The 25,967-nt window shown below is 63.3% G+C and carries 22 protein-coding genes and 2 pseudogenes; 9 read left to right on the plus strand and 15 right to left on the minus strand.

The features are described 5' to 3' along the window. Positions 1 to 35: 35 nt before the first annotated feature. Both H621_RS0100590 and H621_RS0100595 read right to left on the minus strand, forming a co-directional pair. Positions 36 to 788 (minus strand): carbonic anhydrase, encoded by a 753-nt coding sequence (locus tag H621_RS0100590; protein ID WP_028941507.1) that lies wholly within the window; start codon positions 786 to 788, stop codon positions 36 to 38. A gap of 103 nt (positions 789 to 891) precedes the next feature. Further along, positions 892 to 1,857, minus strand: coding sequence for a DMT family transporter (locus tag H621_RS0100595; RefSeq protein ID WP_028941508.1), 966 nt, complete (start codon positions 1,855 to 1,857; stop codon positions 892 to 894). Between the two features lie 105 nt (positions 1,858 to 1,962). Between H621_RS0100595 and H621_RS0100600 the strand changes: the two genes are divergently transcribed. Further along, on the plus strand, positions 1,963 to 2,895 hold the full coding sequence (locus H621_RS0100600) for a LysR family transcriptional regulator (protein WP_028941509.1): 933 nt from the start codon (positions 1,963 to 1,965) through the stop codon (positions 2,893 to 2,895). 11 nt (positions 2,896 to 2,906) lie between these two features. On the opposite strand, the gene H621_RS0100605 is transcribed toward H621_RS0100600, so the two are convergent. The 4 genes from H621_RS0100605 to H621_RS0100620 all read right to left on the minus strand — a co-directional run bounded on the left by H621_RS0100605 (position 2,907) and on the right by H621_RS0100620 (position 7,392). Then, the gene (locus H621_RS0100605) at positions 2,907 to 4,244 is read right to left on the minus strand and encodes an MFS transporter (protein ID WP_028941510.1); all 1,338 of its coding nucleotides are present in this window, start codon (positions 4,242 to 4,244) and stop codon (positions 2,907 to 2,909) included. 55 nt (positions 4,245 to 4,299) lie between these two features. Beyond that, on the minus strand, positions 4,300 to 5,238 hold the full coding sequence (locus tag H621_RS0100610) for a LysR family transcriptional regulator (RefSeq protein ID WP_028941511.1): 939 nt from the start codon (positions 5,236 to 5,238) through the stop codon (positions 4,300 to 4,302). 51 nt (positions 5,239 to 5,289) lie between these two features. Beyond that, positions 5,290 to 6,681, minus strand: a complete 1,392-nt coding sequence (locus H621_RS0100615; RefSeq protein WP_028941512.1) for an FAD-binding oxidoreductase — start codon at positions 6,679 to 6,681, stop codon at positions 5,290 to 5,292. A gap of 270 nt (positions 6,682 to 6,951) precedes the next feature. Then, positions 6,952 to 7,392: a hypothetical protein gene (locus tag H621_RS0100620; protein ID WP_028941513.1), complete on the minus strand. Its 441-nt coding sequence runs from the start codon at positions 7,390 to 7,392 to the stop codon at positions 6,952 to 6,954. A gap of 143 nt (positions 7,393 to 7,535) precedes the next feature. Between H621_RS0100620 and H621_RS0100625 the strand changes: the two genes are divergently transcribed. Genes H621_RS0100625 through H621_RS0100635 form a run of 3 tightly spaced genes read left to right on the plus strand, consistent with a single transcriptional unit; the run spans position 7,536 to position 9,237 of the window. Beyond that, complete coding sequence (locus H621_RS0100625) at positions 7,536 to 8,249, plus strand: AzlC family ABC transporter permease (RefSeq protein WP_051270353.1); 714 nt, start codon at positions 7,536 to 7,538, stop codon at positions 8,247 to 8,249. Further along, positions 8,239 to 8,559 (plus strand): AzlD family protein, encoded by a 321-nt coding sequence (locus tag H621_RS0100630; protein WP_028941515.1) that lies wholly within the window; start codon positions 8,239 to 8,241, stop codon positions 8,557 to 8,559. Before H621_RS0100625 ends, H621_RS0100630 begins: the two co-directional genes overlap by 11 nt. 36 nt (positions 8,560 to 8,595) lie before the next feature. Next, the gene (locus tag H621_RS0100635) at positions 8,596 to 9,237 is read left to right on the plus strand and encodes a LysE family translocator (protein WP_028941516.1); all 642 of its coding nucleotides are present in this window, start codon (positions 8,596 to 8,598) and stop codon (positions 9,235 to 9,237) included. 687 nt (positions 9,238 to 9,924) lie between these two features. Here H621_RS0100635 and H621_RS0100640 read toward each other — a convergent pair. The 6 genes and pseudogenes from H621_RS0100640 to H621_RS0100665 all read right to left on the minus strand — a co-directional run bounded on the left by H621_RS0100640 (position 9,925) and on the right by H621_RS0100665 (position 15,968). Continuing rightward, the gene (locus H621_RS0100640; RefSeq protein WP_028941517.1) at positions 9,925 to 11,298 is read right to left on the minus strand and encodes a DUF1329 domain-containing protein; all 1,374 of its coding nucleotides are present in this window, start codon (positions 11,296 to 11,298) and stop codon (positions 9,925 to 9,927) included. Positions 11,299 to 11,332: 34 nt separating this feature from the next. Then, positions 11,333 to 12,373, minus strand: a pseudogene (locus H621_RS26740) (YeiH family protein). A gap of 55 nt (positions 12,374 to 12,428) precedes the next feature. Next, positions 12,429 to 12,842 carry a GFA family protein gene (locus H621_RS0100650; RefSeq protein ID WP_028941518.1) on the minus strand — a complete coding sequence of 138 codons (414 nt, stop codon included), beginning with the start codon at positions 12,840 to 12,842 and terminating at the stop codon, positions 12,429 to 12,431. Beyond that, entirely contained in the window at positions 12,839 to 14,251 is a 1,413-nt protein-coding gene (locus H621_RS0100655) for an MFS transporter (RefSeq protein WP_051270356.1), read from the minus strand. Before H621_RS0100655 ends, H621_RS0100650 begins: the two co-directional genes overlap by 4 nt. Before the next feature lie 72 nt (positions 14,252 to 14,323). Further along, positions 14,324 to 14,845: a flavin reductase family protein gene (locus H621_RS26745; protein ID WP_051270361.1), complete on the minus strand. Its 522-nt coding sequence runs from the start codon at positions 14,843 to 14,845 to the stop codon at positions 14,324 to 14,326. A gap of 61 nt (positions 14,846 to 14,906) precedes the next feature. Continuing rightward, complete coding sequence (locus H621_RS0100665; RefSeq protein WP_028941520.1) at positions 14,907 to 15,968, minus strand: LLM class flavin-dependent oxidoreductase; 1,062 nt, start codon at positions 15,966 to 15,968, stop codon at positions 14,907 to 14,909. Positions 15,969 to 16,052: 84 nt separating this feature from the next. Between H621_RS0100665 and H621_RS0100670 the strand changes: the two genes are divergently transcribed. Beyond that, the gene (locus tag H621_RS0100670; RefSeq protein ID WP_028941521.1) at positions 16,053 to 16,967 is read left to right on the plus strand and encodes a LysR family transcriptional regulator; all 915 of its coding nucleotides are present in this window, start codon (positions 16,053 to 16,055) and stop codon (positions 16,965 to 16,967) included. A gap of 159 nt (positions 16,968 to 17,126) precedes the next feature. After that, positions 17,127 to 17,798: a tRNA (adenine(22)-N(1))-methyltransferase gene (locus H621_RS0100675; protein WP_280643186.1), complete on the plus strand. Its 672-nt coding sequence runs from the start codon at positions 17,127 to 17,129 to the stop codon at positions 17,796 to 17,798. A 58-nt stretch (positions 17,799 to 17,856) separates the two neighbouring features. Here the strand turns inward: H621_RS0100675 and H621_RS29145 are convergent, their stop codons facing one another. Next, the gene (locus H621_RS29145; protein WP_413694618.1) at positions 17,857 to 18,621 is read right to left on the minus strand and encodes a methyl-accepting chemotaxis protein; all 765 of its coding nucleotides are present in this window, start codon (positions 18,619 to 18,621) and stop codon (positions 17,857 to 17,859) included. A gap of 93 nt (positions 18,622 to 18,714) precedes the next feature. Then, positions 18,715 to 19,731, minus strand: a pseudogene (locus H621_RS29150) (HAMP domain-containing protein); the annotation flags it as partial. A 252-nt stretch (positions 19,732 to 19,983) separates the two neighbouring features. Here H621_RS29150 and H621_RS0100685 point away from each other — a divergent pair. The 3 genes from H621_RS0100685 (at position 19,984) to H621_RS26750 (ending at position 23,901) form a co-directional block, all read left to right on the plus strand. Continuing rightward, positions 19,984 to 21,261: a tyrosine/phenylalanine carboxypeptidase domain-containing protein gene (locus H621_RS0100685; RefSeq protein WP_028941524.1), complete on the plus strand. Its 1,278-nt coding sequence runs from the start codon at positions 19,984 to 19,986 to the stop codon at positions 21,259 to 21,261. Positions 21,262 to 21,302: 41 nt separating this feature from the next. Beyond that, complete coding sequence (locus tag H621_RS0100690; protein WP_028941525.1) at positions 21,303 to 22,142, plus strand: SDR family NAD(P)-dependent oxidoreductase; 840 nt, start codon at positions 21,303 to 21,305, stop codon at positions 22,140 to 22,142. Between the two features lie 172 nt (positions 22,143 to 22,314). Beyond that, positions 22,315 to 23,901 (plus strand): EAL domain-containing protein, encoded by a 1,587-nt coding sequence (locus H621_RS26750; protein WP_051270364.1) that lies wholly within the window; start codon positions 22,315 to 22,317, stop codon positions 23,899 to 23,901. Between the two features lie 108 nt (positions 23,902 to 24,009). On the opposite strand, the gene prpR is transcribed toward H621_RS26750, so the two are convergent. Continuing rightward, positions 24,010 to 25,956 carry a propionate catabolism operon regulatory protein PrpR gene (prpR, locus tag H621_RS0100700; protein WP_028941526.1) on the minus strand — a complete coding sequence of 649 codons (1,947 nt, stop codon included), beginning with the start codon at positions 25,954 to 25,956 and terminating at the stop codon, positions 24,010 to 24,012. Between the last annotated feature and the right edge of the window lie 11 nt (positions 25,957 to 25,967).

Below are 25,967 nucleotides of genomic sequence, written 5' to 3' on the forward strand. Positions count from 1 at the left end.
AAAAGCACCCTCGGGTGCTTTTTTGTTTTCTGGCCTCAGCTAAACAGCTCGACTTTGCCGGTGCCCAGGCGGTAGACACCGCCGACGACTTTCAGCGTGCCTTTGCCAAGGGCATCGGTGAGTAGCGGGGTGGCGTTTTTGAGGCGCTGGATGGAGTCCTTGACGTTCTGCACCGTCGCGTTCTCCATCAGATTGCCGGGTTGCTTGATGACCTTTTCGATGGCGGGCTTGAGTGCGTCAGTCAGTTTGGAGATATGCCCGGGGAACACGGTCTGGTCCTTCACCGCCTTGATACCGGCATCGATGGCGCCGCAGCTTTCATGGCCCAGCACCAGGATCAACGGGGCGCCGAGCACGGCCACTGCATATTCAAGGCTGGCCAGGCCTTCGTCGGTGACAAAATTGCCGGCCACACGGATGGCGAAAAGATCGCCGCGTGCAGTGTCGAAGGCGTACTCCGGGGCGATCCGTGAATCGGAGCAACTGAGCACTGCCACGAACGGGTTCTGGCCGGAAACCAATGCTTCGCGTTCATCCAGAAAGTCGTGTGTATCGGAGTTGCCACTGACATACCGCTCGTTGCCCTCGACCAAGCGATGCAGGGCCTGGTCGGGCGTCATGACGTTCTGGGGTTTGGGGGGCGCAGACGATTTCTCCGCGGCCTGGATCATCCGTGCAGGTAACGCGCCAGCCAGTAGCAGGGCGCTGGCCCCGAGACCGGCAAATTGAAGAAAGCGACGACGATCGGTGGGGGTGGACGTGGACGTTGAATCACATGATTTACACATGATGGTGTGTACTCAGGTCGACTCGGTGAGAGTAACTACGCTTGGGGCTGGTGCCTTGCACAACGACTGGCACCAGGACCCTCAAGTCTAGCTGACCTGCACGCTAAGCCTTTTGTGGGGCGGCCTCGACCTGCTCGGGTGCCTGCGCCTTTGCCTTCGCAGGTTTCAACTGCGAGACCCCGAACAGCACCAGGGCCAACCCGGCCATCTGGTACACCGACACCTCCTCACTGAGCACCGCCCATGAGGCCAGTACCGTCAGCACCGGCCCCAGGTTGCCGACGGCGGCGGTATGCGTGGCGCCCATGCGCTGGATCGCCAGGGCTACCCAATAGATTGGCAGCACCGTGGACACTACCGCCATCAACGCTGCATACACCCATACCGCCGTGGGCAGTTGCCAGAGCCCGGCGAAATCGGCCACCAGCAGATAATGGGCCAGCACCATCAGCGATGACGCACCGCCCGCAAGCCCCGCCAGGCGCATGGAGTTCATGCGCTTGAGCATGATGCCTGTGCCCGAGTAATACAGTGCATAGGTCACCGCACTGGCGAACACCCACGCCGCGCCGACGATCACCTGGTTGCCCATGCCGGCGACGCTGACGTCATGCACGAAGGCGATCCCCAGGCCCAGGTAGCACAGACCCATCGCCGCCAGAGTGCGCAGGGTAGGGCGTTCGCGCAGGGCGATGGCCTGGAATACCAGCACCAGGGTCGGGTAAGTGAACAGGATCAGCCGCTCAAGCCCGGCGCTGATGTACTCAAGGCCATAGAAATCGAACAGGCTCGCCAGGTAGTAACCGAACAAGCCCAGTAGCATCACCCGCATCCCATCGCCCCAGCCCAGCGGCGCGTTGCTCGGGCCGCGGCTGGCCCATACCAGCCAGGCAAACAGCGGCAAGGCCAGGCCCATGCGCATCGCCAGCAGTGTGATCGCATCCACCTGGCTTGCCGCATACGACAACTTGACGAAAATCGCCTTGAGGCTGAACCCCAGGGCAGACAGCACCGCGAACAGGCTGCCGTTATGGACGCAGCGCTGGCACAACGCACGCAAATTATTCATGGGCAACCCAGGAGAGGAATGGAGACAGGGGTTATTCTAAAGAGAACGTAAATTCCGAAGAATCGCATTTTTACGAACGAAGCCTTCGCCAAAAGAGAACGCCGCGTGCATTTCGACCTCTCCGACTTACGCCTGCTGATCGCGATTGCCACCACCGGGAGCCTGAGCAAGGCGGCGGCCAGTATTCCGGTTGCAGTCTCTGCCGCCAGTAGCCGCCTGCGCCTGTTCGAGGAGCGCTGTGGCATTACTGTGTTCACGCGCAAGGCTGATGGCATGCAACTCACCCCCTCCGGTCGGCTGGTACTGGAGGCGGCCCGCAGCGTGCTGGGCGAGGCGCAAAAGCTACAGGACACCCTCAAGGAGCTCGCCGGCCAGCGCCGCATCACCCTGCGCCTGGCGGCCACCACCGTGACCACCAGCACCCTGTTGCCGGCGGTACTGGGGGCATTCTTGGCCGACTATCCCGAGGTCGATCTGCAACTGACCGAGTACCGGAGTGCCGACGTCATGCGGGCGGTACTGACCGGCGAATGCGAAATCGGCGTGTATGACGGCAGTGTCATCAGCGATGGTGTGCTGTCGTTGCCGTTTCGCAACGAGCGGCTGGTGATGCTGGTGCCTGACGAGCACCCACTGTCCGCGTGCGAGCACACCCGCCTGAGCGATGCGCTGAGCTACCCGTTCATTGGCCTGCCGGCTGAGCGGGCCATGCAGCGTTTTGTCGAAGAGCGGGCGAGAAAACTGGCCATGCCGTTGCAGATCCGTGTGCGGGCCCCGAGCTTCGAGGCCATCGCCCAACTGGTCGCCCAGCGTGCCGGCATTGCCATGCTGCCGCAGACTACCGCGCTGCGCATGGAGCAGGAGTTGCCGGTGCGGATGGTCTTGCTGGGGGAGCGCTGGGCAACCCTTGAGCTGCGGTTGTGCATCAAGGGCTGGGAATCACTCAGCAGCCATGGCCGTGAGCTGGTGAGCTTTCTGAATCAGGATCGCGGGGCAAGTCGAGACGTCGCACCGCCGCTCACACATGTTCCGCGATAGCGATCCGTGTCTCACATCGCATCGCGGGGCAAGCCTGCCAGCGGGCTGCTTTCGCTTTGCGAACGCGACACGCTCAACCCCAGCAGCCCACCGATCACCAGTGCCCCGGCCATGAAGTACATCGCTGCATGGGTGTTCCCGGTGAGCTGCGTCAACCAGCCCACCACAATGGTGCTGAAGAACCCGGCCACGTTGCCCAGCGAGTTGATCAAGGCAATCGCCGCCGCTGCGGCCGCGCCACCGACCACCGCCGTGGGCATGCCCCAGAACACCGGCAAGCTACTGATCATCGCCGCCGTGCCGACGGTAAGGCCGATCATCGACAACAACAGGCTGTCACCGAACAACGTACCGAACACCACCCCGGCACCGCCAATGAAAGCGCAGATCGCCAGGTGCCAGCGGTACTCGCGAAGTCGGTCTGAGCTGCGCCCCACCAGCACCATGCTCACCGTCGCCACCGAATAGGGGATCGCCGTCAGCACGCCGATGGCCCAGGGCTCGGCGACGCCACTGTTGCGGATGATGGTGGGCATCCAGAAGCTGATGACGTACTGCCCCAGCACCAGGCAAAAATACACCCCGCCCAACAGCCAGATTTTCGGGTTCAGCAAACCGTCGCGCAACGAGTGACCAGACTTGGCCCTGGCTTCGCGATCCAGCGCCGCCTGCATCCCGCGCTTTTCTTCGGGGCTGAGCCAGCGGGCATCGGCAATGCGATCGCGCAGCAGGAAAAACACCGCAGCGCCCAATGCCACCGCTGGCAATCCTTCGATCACGAACAGCCACTGCCAGCCGGCGTAACCGGCCACGCCATCGAAGTACTGCATGATCAAGCCGGAAATCAGCGAGCCGAGCATGCTCGATATCGGCAGGGCAGCGATGAACATTGAAATCATCACGCCGCGGCGATGGCTGGGAAACCAGGTGGTGAGATAGAAGATGATCCCGGGAAAGAAACCCGCTTCGGCGATGCCGATCAGAAAGCGCAGCACGTAGAAGGTCATCGGCGTTTCGATGAACATCATCGCAGCCGACAGCAGGCCCCAGGTCATCATGATGCGGGCGATCCAGCGTCGGGCGCCAAATTTGTGCAGGGCGATATTGCTGGGAATCTCGAACATCAGGTAACCGACGAAGAACACGCCGGCGCCCAGGCCGTATACCGCCTCGCTGAATTTCAGGTCATCGAGCATCTGTAACTTGGCAAAGCCGACGTTGACCCGGTCGAGGTAGGCCACCAGGTAGCAGACAATCAGCAGCGGAATGATCCGCCACGCGGTCTTGCGGTATGCAGCGTGCAGTGCGGCGTCCGGCAGGTCGCCGGGGAGTGGCGGTAGGGGGGTCATCTCGAGCCTCTTTCTTGTTGTTGTAGGGGCAATCGGCAAATGGCAATGCAACGGGTCAGAGCGCGCGGCCTCCCGGCCAGTCACCGCACGCGCACATGTCCCGGACTACTTCGCGGATCAACTCGCTGATCAGCGTTTTCAACTGGCTGGCAGGCATCGAGGCGCAACTGCAGATACCCAGGGTGCGCGACACCCCCTCGGCGGCAACCCGATGGGCTACCAGGCGCCCGTCTTCGATTTCGCGCATGGCCAGGTTCAACGGCATGATGGTGTGGCCAATGCCAGCCTCGACCGCGCTCTTGAGGATGTGGACGGAGTTGACCTCCATGGCGATCTCGCCCACGGTCAGCCCGTGTTGTGCCACTGCCTGTTCAACCAGGGTGCGGGTGCTGTGGCCATGGGCCTGGCTGGGAAACACCAGCGGCCGTGCCAGCGCCTGTTCCAGTGACACGTCACCGGCAGGCGGTGCATCCGGTGCATTGGCCCGGTGGATCAGGTAGAAGTCTTCTTCGATCAGGGCACTGAACAGCACCTGTGCAGGCAGGTCGGCAGAGCTGAACAGGGCAAGGTCCACGCGGCCACGGATCAGTTGGTCCATGACGTTGCCGGTCAGCTCTTCATTGAGGTGGAATGCTACCTGCGGATAGCGTGCGGCCACCGCCCGCATCAAGGGCATGGCGAGGATGGTGGCGACACTTTGCGGCAGCGCCACGATGATCGAGCCGCTGACCGCGTCCGGGCTGCTGGTGACGGCGGCGCGGGCGTCGAGCAGGTGCTTGAGCATGCCCTGGGCATATTCATAGAACACCTTGCCGGCTTCACTGGCGACCACGCCGTTGTGGCTGCGATGAAACAACTGCACGCCCAGCTCGTCCTCCAGTGCCGACATCTGTTTGCTCAAGGCCGATTGCGCCACATGCACCTGGCGCGCGGCCTGGGACAAGCTGCCGCAATCAATCACAGCGACAAAGTATCTGATCTGGCGAATTTCCATTTGGGCTTCCTGCAGCACGGGAACGTACGGGGCCGGTGAGGGTACAGCGCCTCAGCCGGTGGCGTGTCCGCGAGGAAAAATCTTCCCGGGGTTCATCAGTTGCTTCGGGTCCAGTGCGGCCTTGATCGCTTTCATGGCATCCACCGCGTTAGCCCCGTGTTCAACCGCCATGAAGTGCTGTTTGGTCAAGCCGATGCCGTGCTCGCCGGTGCAACTGCCGTGCATGGCAATCGCCCGTTCGGCCAGTCGATGAGCGGCCGCTTCGGCGCGTTCGACTTCGCCATGATCGTCAGGGTCAACCAGGATCAACGCATGGAAATTGCCGTCGCCTACGTGGCCGAAAATGGGGGCGAGCAAGCCATTTTCCGCAAGGTCTGCGGCGGTCGCTTCAATACAGTCGGCCAGGCGCGAGATCGGCACCACCGCATCGGTGGTCAGGGCGCGACAACCAGGGCGCAGGGCCAGGGCAGCGAAATAGCCGTCGTGGCGGGCTTGCCACAGGCGGCTGCGGTCTTCTGGATGCACCGCCCATTCAAAGTCCAGGCCCTGGTGTTCGTCGGCGACCATGCGCACCGTTTCCAGCTGTTCCTTCACACCGGCCTCGGAGCCATGCAGCTCGAACAGCAACGAGGGCACCTCGCGAAGTTGCGTCTTGCTGTAGGCGTTGAGGGCGCGCATGGTCAGCGCGTCGAGCAACTCGATACGGGCGATGGGCACGCCCAGCTGGATGATCTGGATCACCGCACGTACGGCGTGATCGACACTGGGGAATCGGCACACGGCTGCCGAAATGGCCTCCGGAATCGGGTGCAGTTTGACGGTCAGCTCGGCGATGGTCGCCAGCGTACCGCCCGAGCCCACCAGCAGATGGGTCAGGTCATAACCTGCCGAAGACTTGCGCGCCCGGCCACCGGTGTTGATCACGCGTCCGTCAGCCAGCACGGCGGTCATGCCCAGCACGTTTTCGCGCATGGTGCCGTAGCGTACGGCGTTGGTGCCCGAGGCGCGGGTTGCCGCCATACCGCCCAGGGACGCATCGGCACCCGGGTCGATGGGGAAGAACAGCCCGGTACCGTGCAAGGCGGCATTGAGCTGCTTGCGGGTCACACCCGGTTGTACGGTGGCGTCCATGTCGTCGACGCGAATTTCGACAATCTGGTTCATGCCCGAGACATCAATGCTCACGCCACCATGGGTGGCCTGCAACCAACCTTCCAGCGAGGTGCCGCTGCCATAGGCGATCATCGGTACGTCGTGGTGATAGCACGCGGCACTGATGCCGACAATATCGTCAAGGCTGTTGGCGTAGGCAACGGCATCCGGCGGCATTGGGTCGAGGGCGGAAATATCGCTGCCATGGTGTTCGCGCACGCTGGCGGAGGTAGAGAGCCGGTCACCGAGCAGCAGGCACAGGTCATCGCGCAGGGAGTGGGGCAGGGGCATCGAGCAGTCTCCGGTTCTTGTTCGCCGCGTCGGTCATGCGGCATTTGTAGGGAGTTGTTGCTCATCTTAGGCAGGCTTTGGCCAACACCCGTAGTGCTGATTTCAGATGGAGTCATCTCTTGAAGAGATGGACTGACACACAGGAGGCGTTGACTTACTCACGCCCGCTGCGCGGCCGATCGCAGGCTGTCGCCAGCGGCTACACGGGGTGATCTGTAGCCGCTGCCGAGAAACGAGGCTGCGATCGACTGTATCGCAGTCGCCCTGCCTTTAGCCTTCTTTGATATCGCCGCAGAACAGCGGCTGGCTGCCGTCTGCAGGGCTGGTGCGAACGACCAGGGCATGGTCACCCTTGGCCAGTTGGCTCAACGCCACGGGTGCCTGTGCCCAGTACTGGGTACGCGGTGCCAGCGAGGGATAGTCGACGCTGTTGGCCTGCGGGGTGGTGTAGGCAAGTTTGCCCGGGTGCTGGCATGACCCCGCGACGATCGTAGTGTCCAGGCGGTTGGAAACGGCCATGTCGTGGGGCACGCCACCGACCGTGAGCTTGATGCTGGTTTGATCGCCCACCGGGCTGAGGGTGGCGCGTGCGATGTGCGTTGCGTTCAGCGCGGTAGCCTGGAGGGGGACATCGACAATCTCGGACCTGCTCGCGCAGCCTGAAACTGCCCCAACCGCCACTACCAACGCCAGCCAAGATGCTCTGTTCATCACAGATCTCCGGATGTGAGGTGTGTTGATTTCGTCCCCCATATGAAGTCTAGTGGCCTGCTCCGGGCGTGGGATCCAACTGATGGATGGTAGGGCTCGCAGTACCCCAGTGTTGTCGCTAGCAACAGAAGAGGTGAGATTTCTTGAGCGTTGAAAAAAGCGCAGTCGCGCTGAATTGGCAGGAGGTAGGGCAGGGCTTCAAACAGCTCTTGCCCATTTCCCTGTTTGTTGTGGTGTTTGGCGTGGCCTTCGGGCTTGCCGCGGCACAGCGGGGCCTGGACGATGCCTCGACGGTGCTCATGAGCGCGCTGGTGTTTGCCGGCGCGGCGCAGTTCGCCGCGCTGGATCTGTGGGGGCAGCAGGTGCCGGTCGTGCCGTTGATGGTCACCGTGTTTGCAATCAATGCCCGCCACCTGTTGATGGGAGCGACCTTGTACCCCTGGCTTCGCGACCTTCCGCGGGCAAAGCGCTACGGTGTGATGCTGGTGGTTTCGGACGCCAACTGGGCGATGTCGATGCAGGCCTACAACGCTGGCAAGTCGGGGTTGGGGTTGCTGTTTGGCGGTGGGCTCGCCCTGTGGTCGGCATGGGCACTGGGCAGCTGGCTGGGGCTGGTGTTCGGCAGCGCGATCCAGGACCCGGTGAGCCTGGGCCTGGACATGGTAATGGGCTGCTTTTTGCTGGCCATGGTGATCGGGGGGCAAAAGAACCTACGCATGCTGGTCATCTGGAGTGTAGCGGCGGGCTCGTCGTTGCTGGCGTACGCCTACTTGCCGGAAAACAGTCATGTCGTGGTGGGCGCCCTGGCCGGAGGCATTCTGGGCGCGGTGTGGATGGAGAAAAAGAATGAGCATTGATAGCGCAGGGTCCGGCACCTTTCTCATCATCCTGATCATGGCGGTGGTCACCCTGGTCACGCGCTGGGGTGGTGTGTTCGTGATGTCCTTTGTTCCGATCAACTACCGGGTGCAGCAGTTCATCAGTGCGATGTCCGGCTCGGTTCTGGTGGCGGTGCTGGCGCCATTGGCGGTCACTGGTGACAACGGCGCGCGGCTCGCCTTGCTGACAACGGCCGTGGTGATGCTGGCGCTGCGCAAGCCGCTGCCGGCCATTGCGGCGGGAATTGTTGTGGCTGCGCTGTTCAGACAACTCGCGATTGTCCTGTAACATGCCAATCCCTACCTGCGTACCAAGAAGCTGAAAATGGACCTTCACTCGATTCTCGCGTTTACCCTGGTGGCAGCCATTGCCATCGCCAGCCCTGGCCCGGCGACGTTGATGGCGATCAACAACAGCCTGGCGTACGGGCCGCGTTACGCCGTGTGGTCCTCGATCGGCAATGCCAGCGGGCTGTTCTGCCTGTCGGCTGCGGCAATGTTGGGGCTGGGGGCTTTGCTGGCGAGTTCGGAGTGGATGTTCAACGCCGTGAAGATCCTGGGCGCAGGCTACCTGTTCTACCTGGGTGCCAAGCAGCTGCTCAAGAAGACCCCGATGCTGGCAGGGGATGTCCAGGCTGGTGGTAGTCAGGTCAAGCCATCGCGCATGAAACTGTACAAATCGGCCTTCCTGACTGCGGCCACCAACCCCAAGGCGACGATGTTCTTCACTGCACTGTTCCCGCAGTTCATTGACCAGGGCGCAGCGCTGCTGCCGCAATTCCTGCTCCTGACCTCGATATTCATGGCGTTGTCACTGGCGTCGTTGAGCGTCTATGCCGCGTTGGCTTCCCGGGCCAAGGGTGTGCTGACACGACCTGCGTTCTCGGTGTGGATCAGCCGGCTGGTGGGCTCGACATTCATCGGCTTTGGCGCCGCGATCCTGGCAATGCGCCGCCAGGCTGCCTAGCCCGCTCCCACCATGCGACTGCTGCGCAGTTGATCGCAGCCTCGTGCCTCGGCAGCGGCTACAAATTCCCGGTGTAGCCGCTGGCGCCAGCCTGCGATCGACCGCGCAGCGGTCGTGGTTCAAGACAGTTGCTCATACGGACACCACTGGACAGCAAGAGCGCAGCGAATTGTGCTCTTGATCTTCTGCCCCGTTAACCAGAAGGGCCGAGCGGAGGTGTCGTGGAGGGGCTGGCGCAAAGCGCCTTCGGCCTTGGCCGAAGATGCGAAGCGTAGAGTTGCTTGCAACGCGTAGCTCGCATTGCCCCGTAGCGACACCGGAGCGAGGGGACCCGAAGCGCAGCGTAGGGCACCTGGTGGTGCAGGCGTTTTGCCTACTTTTTCCAAGAAGAAAGTAGGGCGCCGTAAGGGCGCAAGGGTAACTCAGCATCACCCCAGATAATGGATAAACACACACATCCAAATCGCGGGGCAAGCCCGCCCCTACCGGCCCAAGCCGGCGGGAGCGAACCACCGTTGGGCCTGACAATGCCGAGGTCAATCTGCTGACCGGGTTGCGACTGCTGTGCAGTCGATCACAGTCTCGTTCCTGGGCAGCGGCTACAGCGTGCAGGCCAGGCTGATGTAGCCGCGCCAGCCTGCGATCGAGCGCGCAGCGGTCGTGGTTCAAGGCAGAAGCGCCTACCCGTCAGCGCACCCCTGCCTGGCGCAGTGCAGCCGGGGTGTAGTTGCTCGCCGAGGCGACGGCACCGAATTCGATGCTGCGCTTTTCTTCGTTTTTCAGGCCCAGCACCGAATAACGGCCAGACTGCAGGTCGTACAGCACTTCGGCGGTATAGCCAGGCACTTGCTTGTGGTAGTACTGCTGGGCATGCCCCTCTCCCACACGCCACAGCTGGCCGCGGCCGTCGTAATGATCCACTTCTGCCAATTGCCAGGTGTCCTCATCGAAGTACATGTGCCGTGTCGAATAGATGTGGCGCTGCCCCGGCTTGACCTTGGCCACCACCTCCCAGACGCGGTGCAGCTCGTAGCGGGTCAGGTCCTGGTTGATATGCCCGGCCTGCAGGATGTCGGCATACTTGAGGCTGGGTGAGTCGAGCCGGTAGCTGTTGTAGGGAATGTACAGCTCCTTTTTGCCGACCAGTTCCCAGGTGTAGCGATCCGGCGCGCCGTTGAACATGTCGTAGTTGTCCGAGGTGGCCAGGCCATCGGCGGCAGTGGCCGGGCCATCGTAGGCAACCTGGGGCGCGCGGCGCACCCGGCGCTGGCCTGCGTTGTACAGCCAGGCATCGCGCGGCGACTTCACCTGGTCGATGGTTTCGTGAACCAGCAGCACGTTGCCGGCCAGGCGTGCCGGCCCTGTCACGCGCTGGATAAAGTAGAACAGGATGTTCTCGGCCTTCTGCTTGTCCAGGCCCGGCAGTTCGCGCGGATACGAAATCTCGTCTTCGAGCTGGACCATGCTGAAATCGCCGTTGGCTTGCGGCTGAACCCGCGTTGCCAAGCGGTTGATGTTGCCGCCCCGGTAGCGGGTCAGGTGATTCCACAGCACTTCGATGCCACTCTGCGGCACGGGGAAGGCGTAATAGCGGGTATCGGCAAAGCCGCTCAGGCCGTTACCGCCATCGACCTGTTCGGTCTTGACCGCACTGGCCTTGATCACCGGGTAGATGTCTGCTGGCAGCGCTGCGCTGCGATGAGTCGGGTACACCGGGATTTTATAGGTGCTCGGGTAGCGCTCGAACAGGGCCAGTTGGCCCGCCGTGAGTTTGTCCTTGTGCTGCGCGACCGTGGCTGCGGTGATGACGAACAAGGGCTTTTCAGCGGCAAAGGGGTCGGACAAAAAGCCCTTGCTGTCGACTGTGCCCGCAGTGGCGGGCAGGCCGCCGGCCCAGGCCGGAATGCTGCCCGACGCATTGCCGGCCTTGAGGGCACCGATTGGTGTCAGCGTGGTGCCCAGTTGCGCAGCCTCCTCGGGGGACACCTTGGCCATCACTGCCGAGGCCATCAGCGAAAGCGCCAGCGCGCCGGTTTGCACAAATTTTATTGTTGTTTTCATGGGGTTGCTCTCACGTTAGAAAACGCTCATTCATTCATCGGCCCAGGTACAGCAGGCCAATCACCAACAGCGCAAGGAACAATGTTTCGCCGACCATCAAGGCGATGGGGCGCCAGCCAACGGTGGCCAGTTTTTGCAGCGAGGTTTTCAAGCCCAGGGCCGCGATGGCGACCACCAGGCAGGCTCGCGAGGTTTCGCTCAGGGCCTGGACAACGAAGTGCGGCATCAATCCACTGCTGTTGACCGCGACCAGGCAGATGAACGCCAGCAAGAATCCCGGTACCAGCGGGATGCGCCGTTCACTGTGCGCTTATGTGCTCTGCTGCCTGCGAAACAGCCATGCGATTACCACCACTGCGGGCACCAGCAGGGCGACACGCAACAACTTCACCACGGTGGCGATGTCGCCGGTTGCCGGAGAGATCATGTATCCGGCGCCGACTACCTGCGCCACATCGTGAATGGTGCCACCCAGAAAGGTCCCGGCCTGCGCGGGCGAAAAGCCCAGCAGGTTGCTGATAATCGGATAGGTGATCATTGCCACGGTCGAAAGCCCGGTTACAGCGACCACCGTGAGCAACGTATCGCGCTCGCTGTGCTCATGCCTGGGCAGTACGGCGGAGATCGCCAGGGCCGCGGAGGCACCGCAGATGGCGACGGCACCTCCGGTCAACACCCCGAAGTCGTCACGTACACCCAGCAGGCGGGCACTCATCCAGCCGACCAGAATCGTCGCGGTGACTGCGCATACGGCCGCCAGCACCGTGAACCAGCCCAGCGAGCCGATCTGCTCCAGAGTGATTCGCACGCCCAGCAAGGCCACACCGAGGCGCAGGACCGTCCGCGAGGTGAAGGTGATGCCCGCAACGCAGCGGCTGGCTTCACTGAGAAAGTGGCATGCCATGCCAAACAGCAAGGCGTAGAGCAGGGTGGGGCCACCATAATGGTCAGCGATGAACGCCGAGGCCATGGCGATGGCCAGGCTGACCAGTAATCCGGGGCCCAGGGCCTGCATGCGGGCCAGTCGTTGTCTGAAAGCGCTGACAGGCACAGCGCACTGTACGTCTTTGGTCATGAAAGGCATCTCGTGCCCGGCCGGTTGCAGCAAGCCTCCGCCGGGTCGTGGTCGTTCACTCGGTGGGTGTCTGCTCGAAGCACGGTAGGGAGCGGTCGATCACCACCCAGGGCTGTGCCGAGGCGCACCACAGGTGCAGATTCGGTGCGCTGTTGCGCGGATGGCTCAGGGTGCCGGCCTTGACCGCCAGCACGCCCGGCATCGAAGCGATTTCCGAATACAGTGCCGAGCCACATCGGGTGCAGAAGTAGCGTTTGACCGGCAGGCCACTGCCTCCGGCCTTGGCGTAACAACCCAGGCTGACGCCCTGGACCAGGAAGCCTTCGGCCTGCACCAGCAGGTTGACCGAAAAAGCGCTGCCGCTCTGCTTTTGGCAGTCGATGCAGTGACAGACTGCGGTGGACAGCGGGGCGAGGTGGCTGGAGTAGTGGATGCCGCCACACAGACAGTTGCCTTTGATTGTATTCATGAGGGGTCTCGTTTATTACCGGGTTGGATTGCACAGTTGGAGCCAGGCTGCCATCCACGCGCCAACTGCAGGGTCCGGCTGAAGCTGCGCCGGGCACCCGACAGCAGTACTGCAGCAAGGGTGCAGGCAATCAGCGTGACGGCCAGGATCGAGTAGCGGATGGCGGCAGGGTCGGCCAGCACGTAGTCGGTGATGACGCCGATGGCCACCGGGCCGATGCCGGCACCGAGCAGGTTGAGGACACCGGTGAACAAGGCGATGAACTGTCCGCGCATCGGCGTGGGCGACATCTCGACGATCAACGCTGGGCCAACGCCGAACAGGCACACCCATAAGGCGGCGGTGAGGGCCAGGAACGGCAGCGCCATGGAGGCATCGGGCGCCAGCAACAAGGGGATCGCGCCCACGGGCAGGCCGATGCTGGCGATGATCGCGACGCGCAGGTTGCCGTTTTCCACGCCGCGACGGTGCCAGAATTCCCCGAGCCAACTGGCACCGAGCACACCCAGAGGCGCGCTTACGCACATGATCAGCCCCATCACGGTGCCGGCTTTGGCGTAAGTCCAGCCGAACTCGCGTACCAGATAGCTCGGCACCCAGGTACCGCCGCCATAGACTGCGGCGTTGTAGCAGCCCAGTCCGAGCACAATGGTGGCGAAGGAACGCTGGTTGCTACGCAGGAATGCCCCGACTTCCGCCAGCGGCACGCCCAGCGGCGCCGACCCCGGCACAACCCTGGCACCACGCATGCGCGGTTCCGGTACGCCAAACATCAGTGCCAGTACGATCAGCCCCGGCAGGCCGATGGACATCAACGTGGTCTGCCAGGGAGCCAGGGTTCCCAGTACGGGCAAGGTCACGGGATGGGCGCTGAAGTAGCCGAGCACGAGGCCGGTGGCCAGCAGACCACCCCCCACACCGACCGGGCCGCCGGCGCCGAATACACCCAGGGCGCGGCCGCGCTTGTGTGGCACGAACAGGTCGCTGATCAGCGACACGGCACCCGGCAGCAGTACTGCTTCGCCCACCGCCACACAGATGCGGGCCACCAGCAGGTGCCAGAATTCGGTGGCCAGGCCGCTGGCAGCGGTGGCCAGGCACCATACGCCGATGCCGACCGTGATAATCAGGCGCCGATTGCCACGATCGATCAGTCGGGCCAGTGGCAGGCCTGCCAGGGAGTAGAAGGCCGCGAACGTGAAACCGTGGAGCATGCCCATCCAGGTGTCGTTGACGTGAAGGGACTGCTGGATCGGCCCGACCAGCAGACTGAGAATCTGCCGGTCCATGATCGAGAACATATAGGCAAGCAGCAGCACACCCAGGGCATAGCTGGCCTGGCCACGGCTGGGTAGCCACGGTGCAGGGCAGGGCACGGCCGCAGTGTGCAGAGTTGTTGTACGGGTCATCGACGGTTTACCTCTGGGACTGAGTGTTGAAGTCGAGGCCGCGCGGCGTTCGGCACACCGCGCAGTGTTGCCCTAGCGCGCTGCGGGAGCGCCGTCGATGTTGTTCTGCACAGGAAGCAGGCGGCGGTAACCGCCACCGTGGAATACCAGAGGGGCTTTGTCGACACGGTCGAAGGCCAGTACCTCACCGACCAGGATGATGTGATCGCCACCCTCGTACTGGTAGGTGGTCTTGCACTGGAAGCGAGCCGAGCAGCCATCGAGCAAGGGAATGTCGCTAGGACCGCGTTGCAGCTCGAGCGCTTCGAACTTGTCGCTGGCGCTTTTGGCGAAACGGTTGGACAACACCTCCTGGTCAGTTGCCAGAATGTGCACGGCAAAGTGCGAGCCCTCGGTAAAGGCGTGTGCCGAGGAGGAATCCTTGTTGATGCTCCACAGCACCATCGGCGGGTCGATCGAGACCGAGTTGAAACTGTTGGCAGTCAGTCCATAGTCCTGACCATCCAGGCCACGGGTGGTAACGATGGTCACGCCGGTGGTGAAGGCGCCCAGCGCCTGGCGGAACTGCCGGGGTTCGAAGTTGGAAGTGTTCATTGACATGGACTCCATTGCCGCCGGGCGTGCCAGCGGCTAATTGTTGTTGGTGTGGAGTGACTCAGCGCTTGAGCAGTGGCATGACCAGGCGACCGAAGCGCTCTGCTTCTTCGTGGTGCGGGTAGCCGGAGAGGCAGAAGCCGGTGCAACCGGCGTCGACGAAGGCCAGCAACTGGTCGGCGACTTGCTGGGGGTTGCCGACCACCGCCACGCCGGCACCGGGCCGCACCTCGGTGATGCCGGTCCACAGGTGCGGGGTCATCTTGCGCCCGACCGTTCGGGACAGTTCTTTCTGCCGTTGGTTGGCGACAGACTCAGCCATCATGGTTTTGACCTGCTCGGTCCAGGCCGGGTCGGCACCATCGACCAGCGCATCGGCGGCGGCCCAGGCCTGCTCTTCGGTCTCGCGGCAGATGATCTGCAGACGCATGGCGAACTCGATTTCCTCACCACGGCCATACTTGGCCGCGCGTTCACGCATTTCCTTGACCTGTTCGGCGATACGCTCCGGGTAATCGCCCCAGAACAGGTGTACCGAGGAGTGTTTGGCCGAAATTTCGGCGGCCTGTTCGGAGCCGCCACCGAGGAAGAACGGCGGGTGAGGCTGCTGGAGCGGTGCCGGGATGATCTTCGGGCCGTGAGCCTGGTAATACCTGCCCTCGTGCTCCACGCTTTCCTCGGTCCACAGGCGTTTCATCAGCTCGACTTCTTCTTCCATCTGCTCATAACGCCCTTCCTTGGAACTGATCTGGCCCTCGGTGTAGGCATCTTTCTCACTGAGGCCGGCGATCAGGTTGATGTAGATGCGGCCCTTGGACATCTGGTCGAAGGTGGCGAACATCTTTGCCTGGGCGACCGGATGGATGAAGCCTGGCTTGACCGCCACCAACGCCTTCAGACGCTCGGTGCGGGCAATCACGAATGCGGCGGTCACCCAGGCGTCCCAGCAGAAGGGGGTCACTGGCACCAATACGTAATCGAACCCGGCTTCTTCGGCGGTAACGGCCACCCGCTCGAAATGCTCGCGGGACTGCGAGATGCTTTTGGTCGGATCACTGAAGGCAGTGGTGTCGCCAATGGTTGGGATGAACCAGCCCATTTGCAGGGTTTTATTGTTATTCATGGTTGCGCGCTCGCACAGATGATGGGTGGAGCGACTACACCAAAGCCTGTACCGTGAAGGAAATGAATATGTGGAATTCCGGGAATGCAGAATATTAATACCCGTACCCTGGACCTGAACCTGCTGGTGGTTTTCGCCACCTTGTGGGAGACACAGAACGTCACTCGCGCCAGCGAGCGCCTGGCACTCAGCCAGCCAGCGGTGAGTCATGCCCTGCGACGATTGCGCGAGCGGCTGGGCGATGAACTGTTCGTGAACGGGCGCAACGGCTTGGTGCCGACGGCGCGCGCCACCGAACTGATAGGCCCGGTGCGTGATGCACTGACGCGGCTGGATGACGTTTTGCAAGGCTCCGTACCCTTTCTGCCGGGGGCAGCGCAGCGCACGTTCCGGATTGCCTCAGGCGACTTCGTCGAATTCCTGATCCTGCCCAGGCTGATCCAACACATCGCCCGCGAGGCACCCGGGGTGATGATCGAGGTGGTGCCGCTGCCGCCTGCCAGCACCTTGGCGCCGTTGCTGGAGCGAGGTGAAATTGATCTGGTCATCAGCACGCCCATGGCGCAGGGTGCGAGCCTGCGCCACGAGTCGATCACCACGGTTTCCCTGCTTACGCTGATCTGGGAGCGCGAAGGCCTTGCGCCCGGACGCTTCCCCCTGGAGCTGTACCTCGAACGGCCACAGGTGATGATCGAAATACACCAGCGCGAAGGCAACATCATCGATACCACCCTCAAGGCCCGAGGCCTTGCCCGGCGCATCGGGGTACTGGTGCAGAACTTCATGGCGATGCCGGTGATCGCTTCACAGACAGGCTACATCTGCAATTTGCCGGGCCCGATCGCCCGTGTCTTTGCGCCAACGTTCGGCCTCAGTTGCCACGAGCCGCCGGTCGACTTTCCGGCGCCGGAACTGGTTGCCTACTGGCACAACCGGTTCGATACCGACCCTGGCCTGAAATGGCTGCGTGAGCGGATAAAAGACTGCGCGGTCGGGTAGCGGTTACAGGTGCAGGCCAAACCGTGTAGCCGCTGGCGGCAGCCTGCGATCGAGCGCGCAGCGGTCCTGGTCCAAGTCAGTTGTTCCCGGCGGGTTGAAATGCGCGGCATTGCCCGACAGAATCGCGCCCCGATCCGGGCAAATGAAGAAGGGCAGCGGTTGAACGAACAGACATTGTCCATGCGCCTTGAGCGCGTGGCAGCGCAGGTGCCGGCCGGGGCGCGCCTGGCCGATATCGGCTCGGATCACGGCTATCTGCCGGTGGCCTTGATGCGCCGTGGCCTGATTGCGGCGGCGGTGGCCGGCGAGGTGGCGTTGACGCCTTTTCGCGCGGCCGAACGCACGGTGCGCGAAGAAGGCCTGGAACAGCACATTACCGTACGCCTGGCCAACGGCCTGGCGGCGATCGAGCCGAGTGACGGGATCACCGCCGTGAGTCTGTGCGGTATGGGCGGCGAGACGATCCGCGACATCCTCGAGCGCGACAACATGCGCCTGTGCGGGAAGGCGCGGCTGATCCTGCAGCCGAACGGCGGCGAACAGCCATTGCGCCGGTGGCTGATGGAAAACGGTTACCGCATCCTCCATGAAGAGGTGCTGCGCGAGAACCGCTTCGATTACGAGATCATCGTCGCCGAGCGTGGCGAGCCTGTGGCGTACACCGACCTGGAGCTGTACTTCGGCCCGTTGCTGATGCAGGCGCGCAGCGAGGCGTTCCTGCGCAAATGGCAACGCCGGTTGCGGCTCAAGCAACGGATCCTGGCACACCAGGCGGCGCCTGAAGAGGTCGCCCGGCACGTTCGATGGATCAGCGAACTGCTGGAGCCGTAACAGCACTGGGGGCTCCCACCAGTGCTGTGTACGACAGTGGCCCCCACCGTCAGTGCGCTCAGATACGGAAGCTGCCCACCAGGTGCTTCAGGCGGCTGGCCTGTTGTTCCAGGTCAGCGCAGGCGCGCAGGGTGGCCTGCAGGTTCTCGACCCCTTCCTGGTTGAGCATATTGATTTCATTGATGTCCATGTTGATCGCCTCGACCACGGCGGTCTGTTCTTCGGTCGCTGTGGCCACCGACTGGTTCATCCCGTCGATTTCGCCAATGCGCAGGTTCACGCTGCCCAGGCGCTCACCGGCCTGATTGGCGATTTCGACGCTGTCCTGGCTGTGGCGCTGGCTCTGGCCCATGGTTTCGACCGACTCGCGGGCGCCCACCTGCAATTCCTCGATCATGTTCTGTACCTGCTGCGCCGATTCCTGGGTGCGGTGCGCGAGGTTGCGTACTTCATCGGCGACCACGGCAAAGCCACGACCGGCTTCACCGGCCCGCGCCGCTTCGATGGCGGCGTTGAGGGCCAGCAGGTTGGTCTGTTGGGAAATGCTGGTGATCACTTCGAGGATCTGGCCGATGTTCACCGTCTTGCTGTTGAGCGTTTCGATGTGCGAGCTGGAGGTGCAGATCAGGTCGGAAAGGCGGTTCATGGCGGCGATGTTGCGGTCGACCACCTGCTGGCCTTCTTCGGCCAGGCGGCGCGCCGAGCTTGCCTGCTGCGAAGCTTGCGCTGCGTTGTGGGCGATTTCCTGGGCGGCAGCGCCCAGTTCGTTGATCGCGGCGGCAACGCTGTTGGTGCGGTTGGATTGCTCGTCGGAGTTGACCATCGACGAGTTGGAGGCGCTGACCACCCGCAGGGCTACTTCGTTGACTTGCTCGGTGGCCGAGGACACCTCGCGGATCGAGGTATGGATACGTTCGACAAAGCGGTTGAAGGCGTTACCCAGGTCACCGAACTCGTCGTGGCTGTGGATGGCCAGGCGCTTGGTCAAGTCACCTTCACCCTGGGCGATGTCTTCCATGGCCCGGGTCATGGTGTGCAGCGGTTGCAGCAGCACGCGGATCAGCAGGCCGAGCAGGGCGATGATGATCGCCACGGCCACCAGGGTGGCGATCACCGCCGAGGTGCGGAACTCGCTGAGCATCGCATAGGCCTTGTTCTTGTCCACCGACAGGCCGATGTACCAGTTGGCCGAAGGCAGCCCCTTGATCGGCGTGAACGTCAGCAGGCGGGCCTGGCCATCGGCCTGGACCTCGGTCAGCTCACCGGACAGTCTCGGCGTGCGCCCCGGGAACAGGTCCGACAGCGATTTCATTACCAGCGCCTGGTCCGGGTGGACCAGAATCTTGCCCTGGTCGTTGACCAGGAAGGCGTAGCCCATGCCGCCGAAGTTCAGCGAATTGATGATCTGCACCAAGCCTTCGAGCGACAGGTCGCCACCGACCACACCGATGCTGCTGGACACCTTGCTGAGGATGCCGATCACCGTCTTGTTGGTGGTCAAGTCGATGTAGGGTTCGGTGAGTATCGCGCCGCTGGCAGCCATGCCGTCCTTGTACCAGGGACGGGGGCGCGGGTCGTAGCCCTCGGGCATCTTGGTGTCGGGACGCACGCTGAAGCCGCCATCGACCTTGCCCAGGTAAACGGTCAGGAAGCTCGAAACCAGCGCCTGCTGGCCCATCAGCGTCTCGGCATTGGCAGGTTCCTGGGCGATGTTCTGCGCCAGGTTTTCCACCAGCGTGATCCGCCCCTCCAGCAGGTTGCGAATGTTGGTGGCGGTCGATTCGCCCATTTCGGCCAGGTAGTTTTCCAGGCTGACGCGGGTGGCATTGCGTTGCAGGTAGTCGTTGTAGAGGGTGAACAGGGTGAAGGCGAGCATCACGATCAAAGACGCTGCCAAAAGAATTTTGTGGCTGAAACGAAGACTTCTGTTCATGGCGTGGTGAGTTCACTCGATTTTTATCGGGACGTTCGAATGGTATCGGCCATGGATAGATAGATCTTGAGCATTAAATGATGGCTAGTTGCCACGCCGCTTGGGGCGACTGGTTTTGTAGCCGCTGCCGCCAGGCTGCGATCGCCCGCAAAGCGGTCGCAGGGCCCTGAGACGACTGCTGCGCAGCCAATCGCAGCCTGCCGACAGCGGCTACGCTTATTCGATGAAACCTCATCGCCAATGGGTCTCGCCATGAGCCTTGCCACGTTGACCGAGCTCGATGCCGCGCTACCGCTGCTGGCGCGCAAGATTCGTGTGCTGGATGCGCTGGCGTGGCCCGATGGGGTCGAGCCGGTGTTCCTGGCGAACTGGCGCAGCGGCAAAGCGCGGTTGCCCGACGTCGAGCAGCGCCCGCGTGACCACAGCAGCGACATTGTCGCGCTTGAAGCCTTCGCCGGCCGGTGCGACGAAGGCCACCCGGCCGGGCACTACCTGGCCATGACCGCCCGCAGCTACGCCACCGCCGCACGGATGCTGGGTGCCATCGGCACACCGGCCTTCACGGGCTATTCCTCGGCGCTGTACCGGCGACCGGATTTCTATTATCCGAAGCAGCAGCTAAGCATGCTGGACGCCGCCCGGTTCTTCCTCACCACCACCGACGCGCTGTTGGGCGGCACCCGTATTCCATCCACCGAGGCCAACATCCCGGCGGCAGAATTTGCTGCCTGGATGCAGCCGGAGCTGGACCGTTTTTTTGGCATCGGCCAGGTCGCCATCAAGCTGGCCCCGAGCCTCGCCGCCAAGGCCATCGCCGGAACGAGCCGTATCCGCTTGCGTGCCAGCGCACTGTTCTCGGAGCTGGACAAGCAACAGTTGTTGCAGCACGAAGCCTTTGTGCATGTCGCCACCGCGCAGAACGGCGCGTTGCAACCCAACCTCAAATGCCTGGGCCTGGGGGCGCCGCGTACCACCCAGACCCAGGAGGGCATCGCTACCCTGGCCGAGTTGTTCACCGGCAGCATGGACATCAACCGCCTGCGTCGCCTGGCCCTGCGTGTGCTGGCGGTCCAGCAGGCGATGGATGGCGCCGATTTCATCCAGGTATTTGAAGGGTTCCTGGCGACGGGCCAGTCACAAGAGGAGTCCTTCCGCTCGACCCAACGGATTTTCCGTGGCGCCGACCTGCGTGGCGGCTCGGCGTTCACCAAGGACGCGGCCTACCTCACCGGTTTGCTTGGCGTCCACACGTTGATGCGCATCGCCATTCGCGACAACCGGCCGGAGCTGGTCGGGCACCTGTTTGCCGGCCGCCTGAGCCTGAGCGATACCGTGCGCCTGGGGCCGCTGTTCGACTCAGGCTGGCTCAAGGGACCGGTCCATGTCCCGGCCTGGGCCAGCGACCTGCGGCTGCTGGCGGCCAACCTGGCGTTCTCGGCGTTCATCGCCAGGATCAAGCTGGAGGTGCTGGACCTTGAGATGTTCATGGCCTTTGCCGACGAGCACGAGGCGGATGCCAGTGCCCGCTGAGGGCTGCTAGGCTGTCGCAGTCTTAGCCAAAGGAGTGGACCATGCTGTTCAAAGATAAAGTCGCCATCGTCACCGGTGCAGCCCAAGGCCTTGGGCTCGCGTACGCCAAGGCCCTGCTGGCCGAAGGCGCCCGGGTTGTCATCAGCGACCTGGGTACGGATCGGGCGGGCGCAGGCCAGGATGAAAGCGTCGCAACTGCCGTCGTACGCGCATTGCAGGCCGAAGGTGGGCAGGTGGTGGCACACGCAGGCAACCTGGATGAGGAGGCGGGGTGCAAGGCACTGGTGGCGCTGGCCATCGAGCGATTCGGCGGGCTCGACATCCTGATCCACAACGCTGGCTGGGTTGGCTATCAGTCGATCGAAGAGCAAGACGCTGCGTTCCTGCAACGCTCGCTGGGCATCAACGTGCAGGCACCGATCTGGTTGAGCAAGCATGCCTGGCCTCACCTCAAGCGCTCCGCCGCCCCACGGGTGGTGCTGACCACCTCCGACCGCGCCATGTATGCGCAATACGCCCAGGTCGGCCTGACGGCCTACGCGGCCGGAAAGATGGCGCAGATCGGCATCATGAACGCACTGAGCATGGAGGGCCGCGAGCACGGCATCCTGGTCAACGCGGTGTCGCCGGTGGCCAAGACACGCATGTGGGGCATCACCCAGCCGCCCGAGAACCTCAAGCCGGAGTGGGTCACACCGGGTGTGCTGTACCTGGCCAGTTCGCTGTGCCAGGACACCGGCCTGATCCTGCGGGCCAGCAACGGCCAATTCACCGCCACGCGGTTTTGCGAGAACCCGGGTGTCGACTACCCGACCGATCTTGCCGGGATCAAATGCGCGAGTGTGCAGGAGGTAGCAAGCCAGTGGGACCGGATCCTGTAGGAGCGGCGGTGCGACGTCTCGACTTGCCCCGCGATAGCAATCTGCCTGGCACACCGCAATCGCGGACAAGCCCATTGCCACGGGTGGGGAAGTTGATCTGCGGCAATGTGGCGGCGCCTGGGCAGGCCTAGGCTGACGTAGCTGGGCACAGGCCAATGGCCAAGGCGGCACCATGAACCGTAAACGCATCGTCTGGGAAAGCATCCTCCTGGGTTTCCCTTGCGTCCTTCTGCCGGTTCTGCTGATGGGGTATCTGGCTTGGATGCTCAATCTGCACTCCGCCCAGCAACGCCTGGAATCCCTGGCCGTCGTGGCCTCCGGCCGGGCCAGTGGCACCGTCAATGAAGCGGCCGGCGCGCTCAAGCGCATTGCCGGCTCCCACCTCGTGCCCTGCACACCGGAAAGCATCGATGAGATGCGCCTGTTGACCATCAATACGTTTTCCGTGAAGTCGGTCGGGTATGTCGAGGAAGAAGTCTTCGCCTGCGGTTCATGGGGCTCGATGGGCCAGCATGTGAAGCCCTGGCGGGAAGACTTCACCACCACCGATGGCGTGCGTGTATCCATTGGTGTGCAACCGCACATCGTCCACGCCAAACCGATGATGGCCCTGCAGTACGCCGCCTTCAACGTGCTGGTGGACCCTGAGCAGTTCCTCCAGGTGCCCCTCGAAGACAACGTCCATCTTGCAGTGGGTACTGCGGGTGGCCATCTGGTCAGTACCTCGCGGCCGGGCGTCGAGCGGTTCCTGAGCCGCGTGCATACGGGCTCGGCCAAGGGGCTTGAGGAGGGTTATCTCTACACCCTGGTTCACAGCGGCGATTGGGTGGCCATTGCCGCACTGTCTCGCCAGGAGTTGCTGCAAGGGTTGATAAGAATGGAGCTGTTGCTGCTGCCCATCGGCGGCTTGATTGCCGGTGGGCTCGCGGTGGTGCTCATCAGGCGCACACGCCAGCGTCTGTCGCCGCTGGCCGAGCTGAGGCTGGCGGTGCGCAGGCGTCAGTTCATTGTTCACTACCAGCCAATCATGCGCCTGAGCGATGGCCGCTGCATCGGTGCCGAGGCGCTGCTGCGCTGGCGCCGGCGGGACGGTAGCCTGGTTAGCCCGGACCTGTTCATACCGCTGGCCGAGAAGAGCGGCTTGATCCTGCCGATCACCGATCAGGTGTTCGAGCAGGTGATGCGTGACCTGGGCCCGCTGCTGGTGGAGGATCGCAGCCTGCATGTGTCCATCAACCTGGCGGCCGAGGATGTCAGCAGTGGCCGCTTCCTGTCCGCGCTCGAGCGTGCCCTGGATAAATCGGGAGTGCATCCCGGGCAGATCTGGCTGGAAGCGACAGAACGTGGCTTCGTCGCGATCGAAAGCGCTCGGGCGGCCATGAACCGGGCGCGTGCATTGGGGTACCAGGCAGCCATCGATGACTTTGGTACGGGTTTTTCCAGCCTTCAGCACCTGCAGCAACTGCCCCTGGATATCCTGAAGATCGACAAGTCGTTCGTCGATACCCTCGACCCGGACACCGGTGCCGGCTCGGTGACCACCCATATCATCGACATGGCCAGGAGCCTGGGCTTGCAGATCGTCGCCGAGGGCATCGAGACCCAGGCGCAAGCGGATTACCTGCGCCGTCAGGGGGTGCAGTTCGGCCAGGGGTGGTATTTCGCCAAGGCAATGCCGGCGGAGGCGTTCAAGTGTTTTTACCAGGCGCATGTGCCGGCCGTTTCGCCGGGCGAGCCTATTTCTACAGCGGTGGTGTGAGCTTTGCTGGAGAAGCTGCCCTGCACAGTACTTATGGGGCTGGTCTTGCCTACGATCGGCCGCGAAGCGGTCATAGGCGGTACTGGCGCCAGCTTCCACAAGGGCTGATCAGCCCCGCAAGCGCCGCCACAGGGTCGTGCGGCTGATACCCAGCCGCCGTGCCGCTTCGTCGTGATTGCCCTGGCAGTCCTCCAGGGTCTGGCGCACATGCGTCAACTGCGCTGCCTTGCCCAGCGAGCGCAGGTCTTCGGTCACTGCCGGTAAAGGCGCCGAGGGGCCCTCGCGTTGTTCGAACAACTCAGGCAGCAAGCGCGCCAGCCGCTGTTGGTCGATCTCGCCATGCTGCGTCAGCTCCTTGGCCGAGAGCACCGCGCGTTCGACGATGTTCTCAAGCTCGCGCACGTTGCCCGGCCAGGGGTACTCCAGCAGGTACGGCATCAAGGCCGGGGGCAGGGCGCCTGCACCGCGTGGCTGGCCGCTGACCAGCAGGCCCTGGACGATACCGCGGGCGATCAGGGCGATGTCCTCGCGTCGCTCGCGCAGTGGCAGGGTCTGCAGGCGCAGGATGTTCAGGCGGTAATACAGGTCGGTACGAAACTGTCCGGCCTCGATAGCGCCGCGCAGGTCCTGGTGGGTGGCGGCGATGATGCGCACGTCGATGGAGATCGGCTCGGTGCCGCCCAGGCGCAACACTTCACGTTCCTGTAGCACACGCAGCAGGCGGGTCTGCAGTGACACCGGCATGTCGCCGATTTCATCGAGAAACAGCGTGCCGCGATGCGCTGCCTCGAACAGGCCCGGCTTGCCGCCCTTGCGCGAACCGCTGAATGCGCCTTCTTCATAGCCGAACAGTTCGCTTTCGAGCAGCGACTCGGGGAAGGCTGCGCAGTTGATCGCTACGAACGGCCCATGGGGTCGCTTGCTGGCGTTGTGGATGCCCTGGGCCAGCAGTTCCTTGCCCGTGCCGCTCTCGCCGGTGATAAGGATGGTCGAGTCGGTCAGGGCATAGCGCTCGGCAAGGCGCAGCAGTTCGCGGTTGGCCAGGCTGTTGCCGCTGATCTGTTCCAGCCGGTATTTGGCAACGAATGCACCGGGGCGGCGCGAGGCGCGGATGCGCTGGTCGGCGCGCTGTACAGCGGTGGTGTCCTGGCAGGTCAGCACCATGCCGGTACGCTGGCCGTTTTCCAGGATCGGCAGCAGGTTGCTGACCACCTGGTGGGTCCCCAGGCGGATCACCTGGTTTTCCTCGCCGATGCCATCGCGCAATGCTTGCGCCAGGTCCAGCGCCGGGCACAACTCCTGCAGCGGGCGCCCCAGTGCAGCGCTGGGCGGCAGGTCCAGCAGCAGCGCCAGCGCCGGGTTCAGCGACTGCACGATGCCATGGTTGTCAATCGCCGCCACACCGGCGGGGATGTGTTGCAACACACCGTTCAGGTGCTGGCGCTTGGCGATCTCGATGCGCTGGCTGTGCAGAATGCCAATCGCTTCTTCCAGTGCCTTGCGTACGGTCTCGGTGCTCAGCGACAGCACCCCATGCAGGCCCGCCTGCTCGGCCAGTTCCAGCACCGTCGACGAGCCGATGACACTACGGCATCCCAGCTTCGCCACCTGGTCCACCGCTGCCCGTGCCTGCTCCAGGGTGGTGTAGGACGCCTGGTGGAACTGCACGGTGAACAGCCCGGCCATGGCCTGCAGTTCGGCATTGATGTGGCTGTAGCTGAGGATTGCCACCTGTGAAGAGTGCGCGCGCGCCTGCTCCAGTGCGCGCAGCAGGTCGGCGCCGCTGATGCGCATCGACAGCACCGGGCGGGTGAGGTGTTTGCGCAGGTAGGCCGCCGTTGCGCCAGCGCACACGAACACATCGACTTCGCCGCGCCGCTCCAGCTCGCAGGCCACCTGCAGCGCTTCGTCCACCGAGGTGTCGAGCACCTGGATGCGGGTCTCTTCGGCAAAGTCGCCCATCAACCCTTCGACTACCCGCGCCAGCCGGCTCTGCTGGTCGGGGCGTTGCAGGTGGCTGATGAGCACGACGATCTGGGCGCGGGGCAGCGGCATGTGGGGCTCCT

It is taken from the genome of Pseudomonas vranovensis DSM 16006 (assembly GCF_000425805.1).
GTDB lineage: Bacteria > Pseudomonadota > Gammaproteobacteria > Pseudomonadales > Pseudomonadaceae > Aquipseudomonas > Aquipseudomonas vranovensis.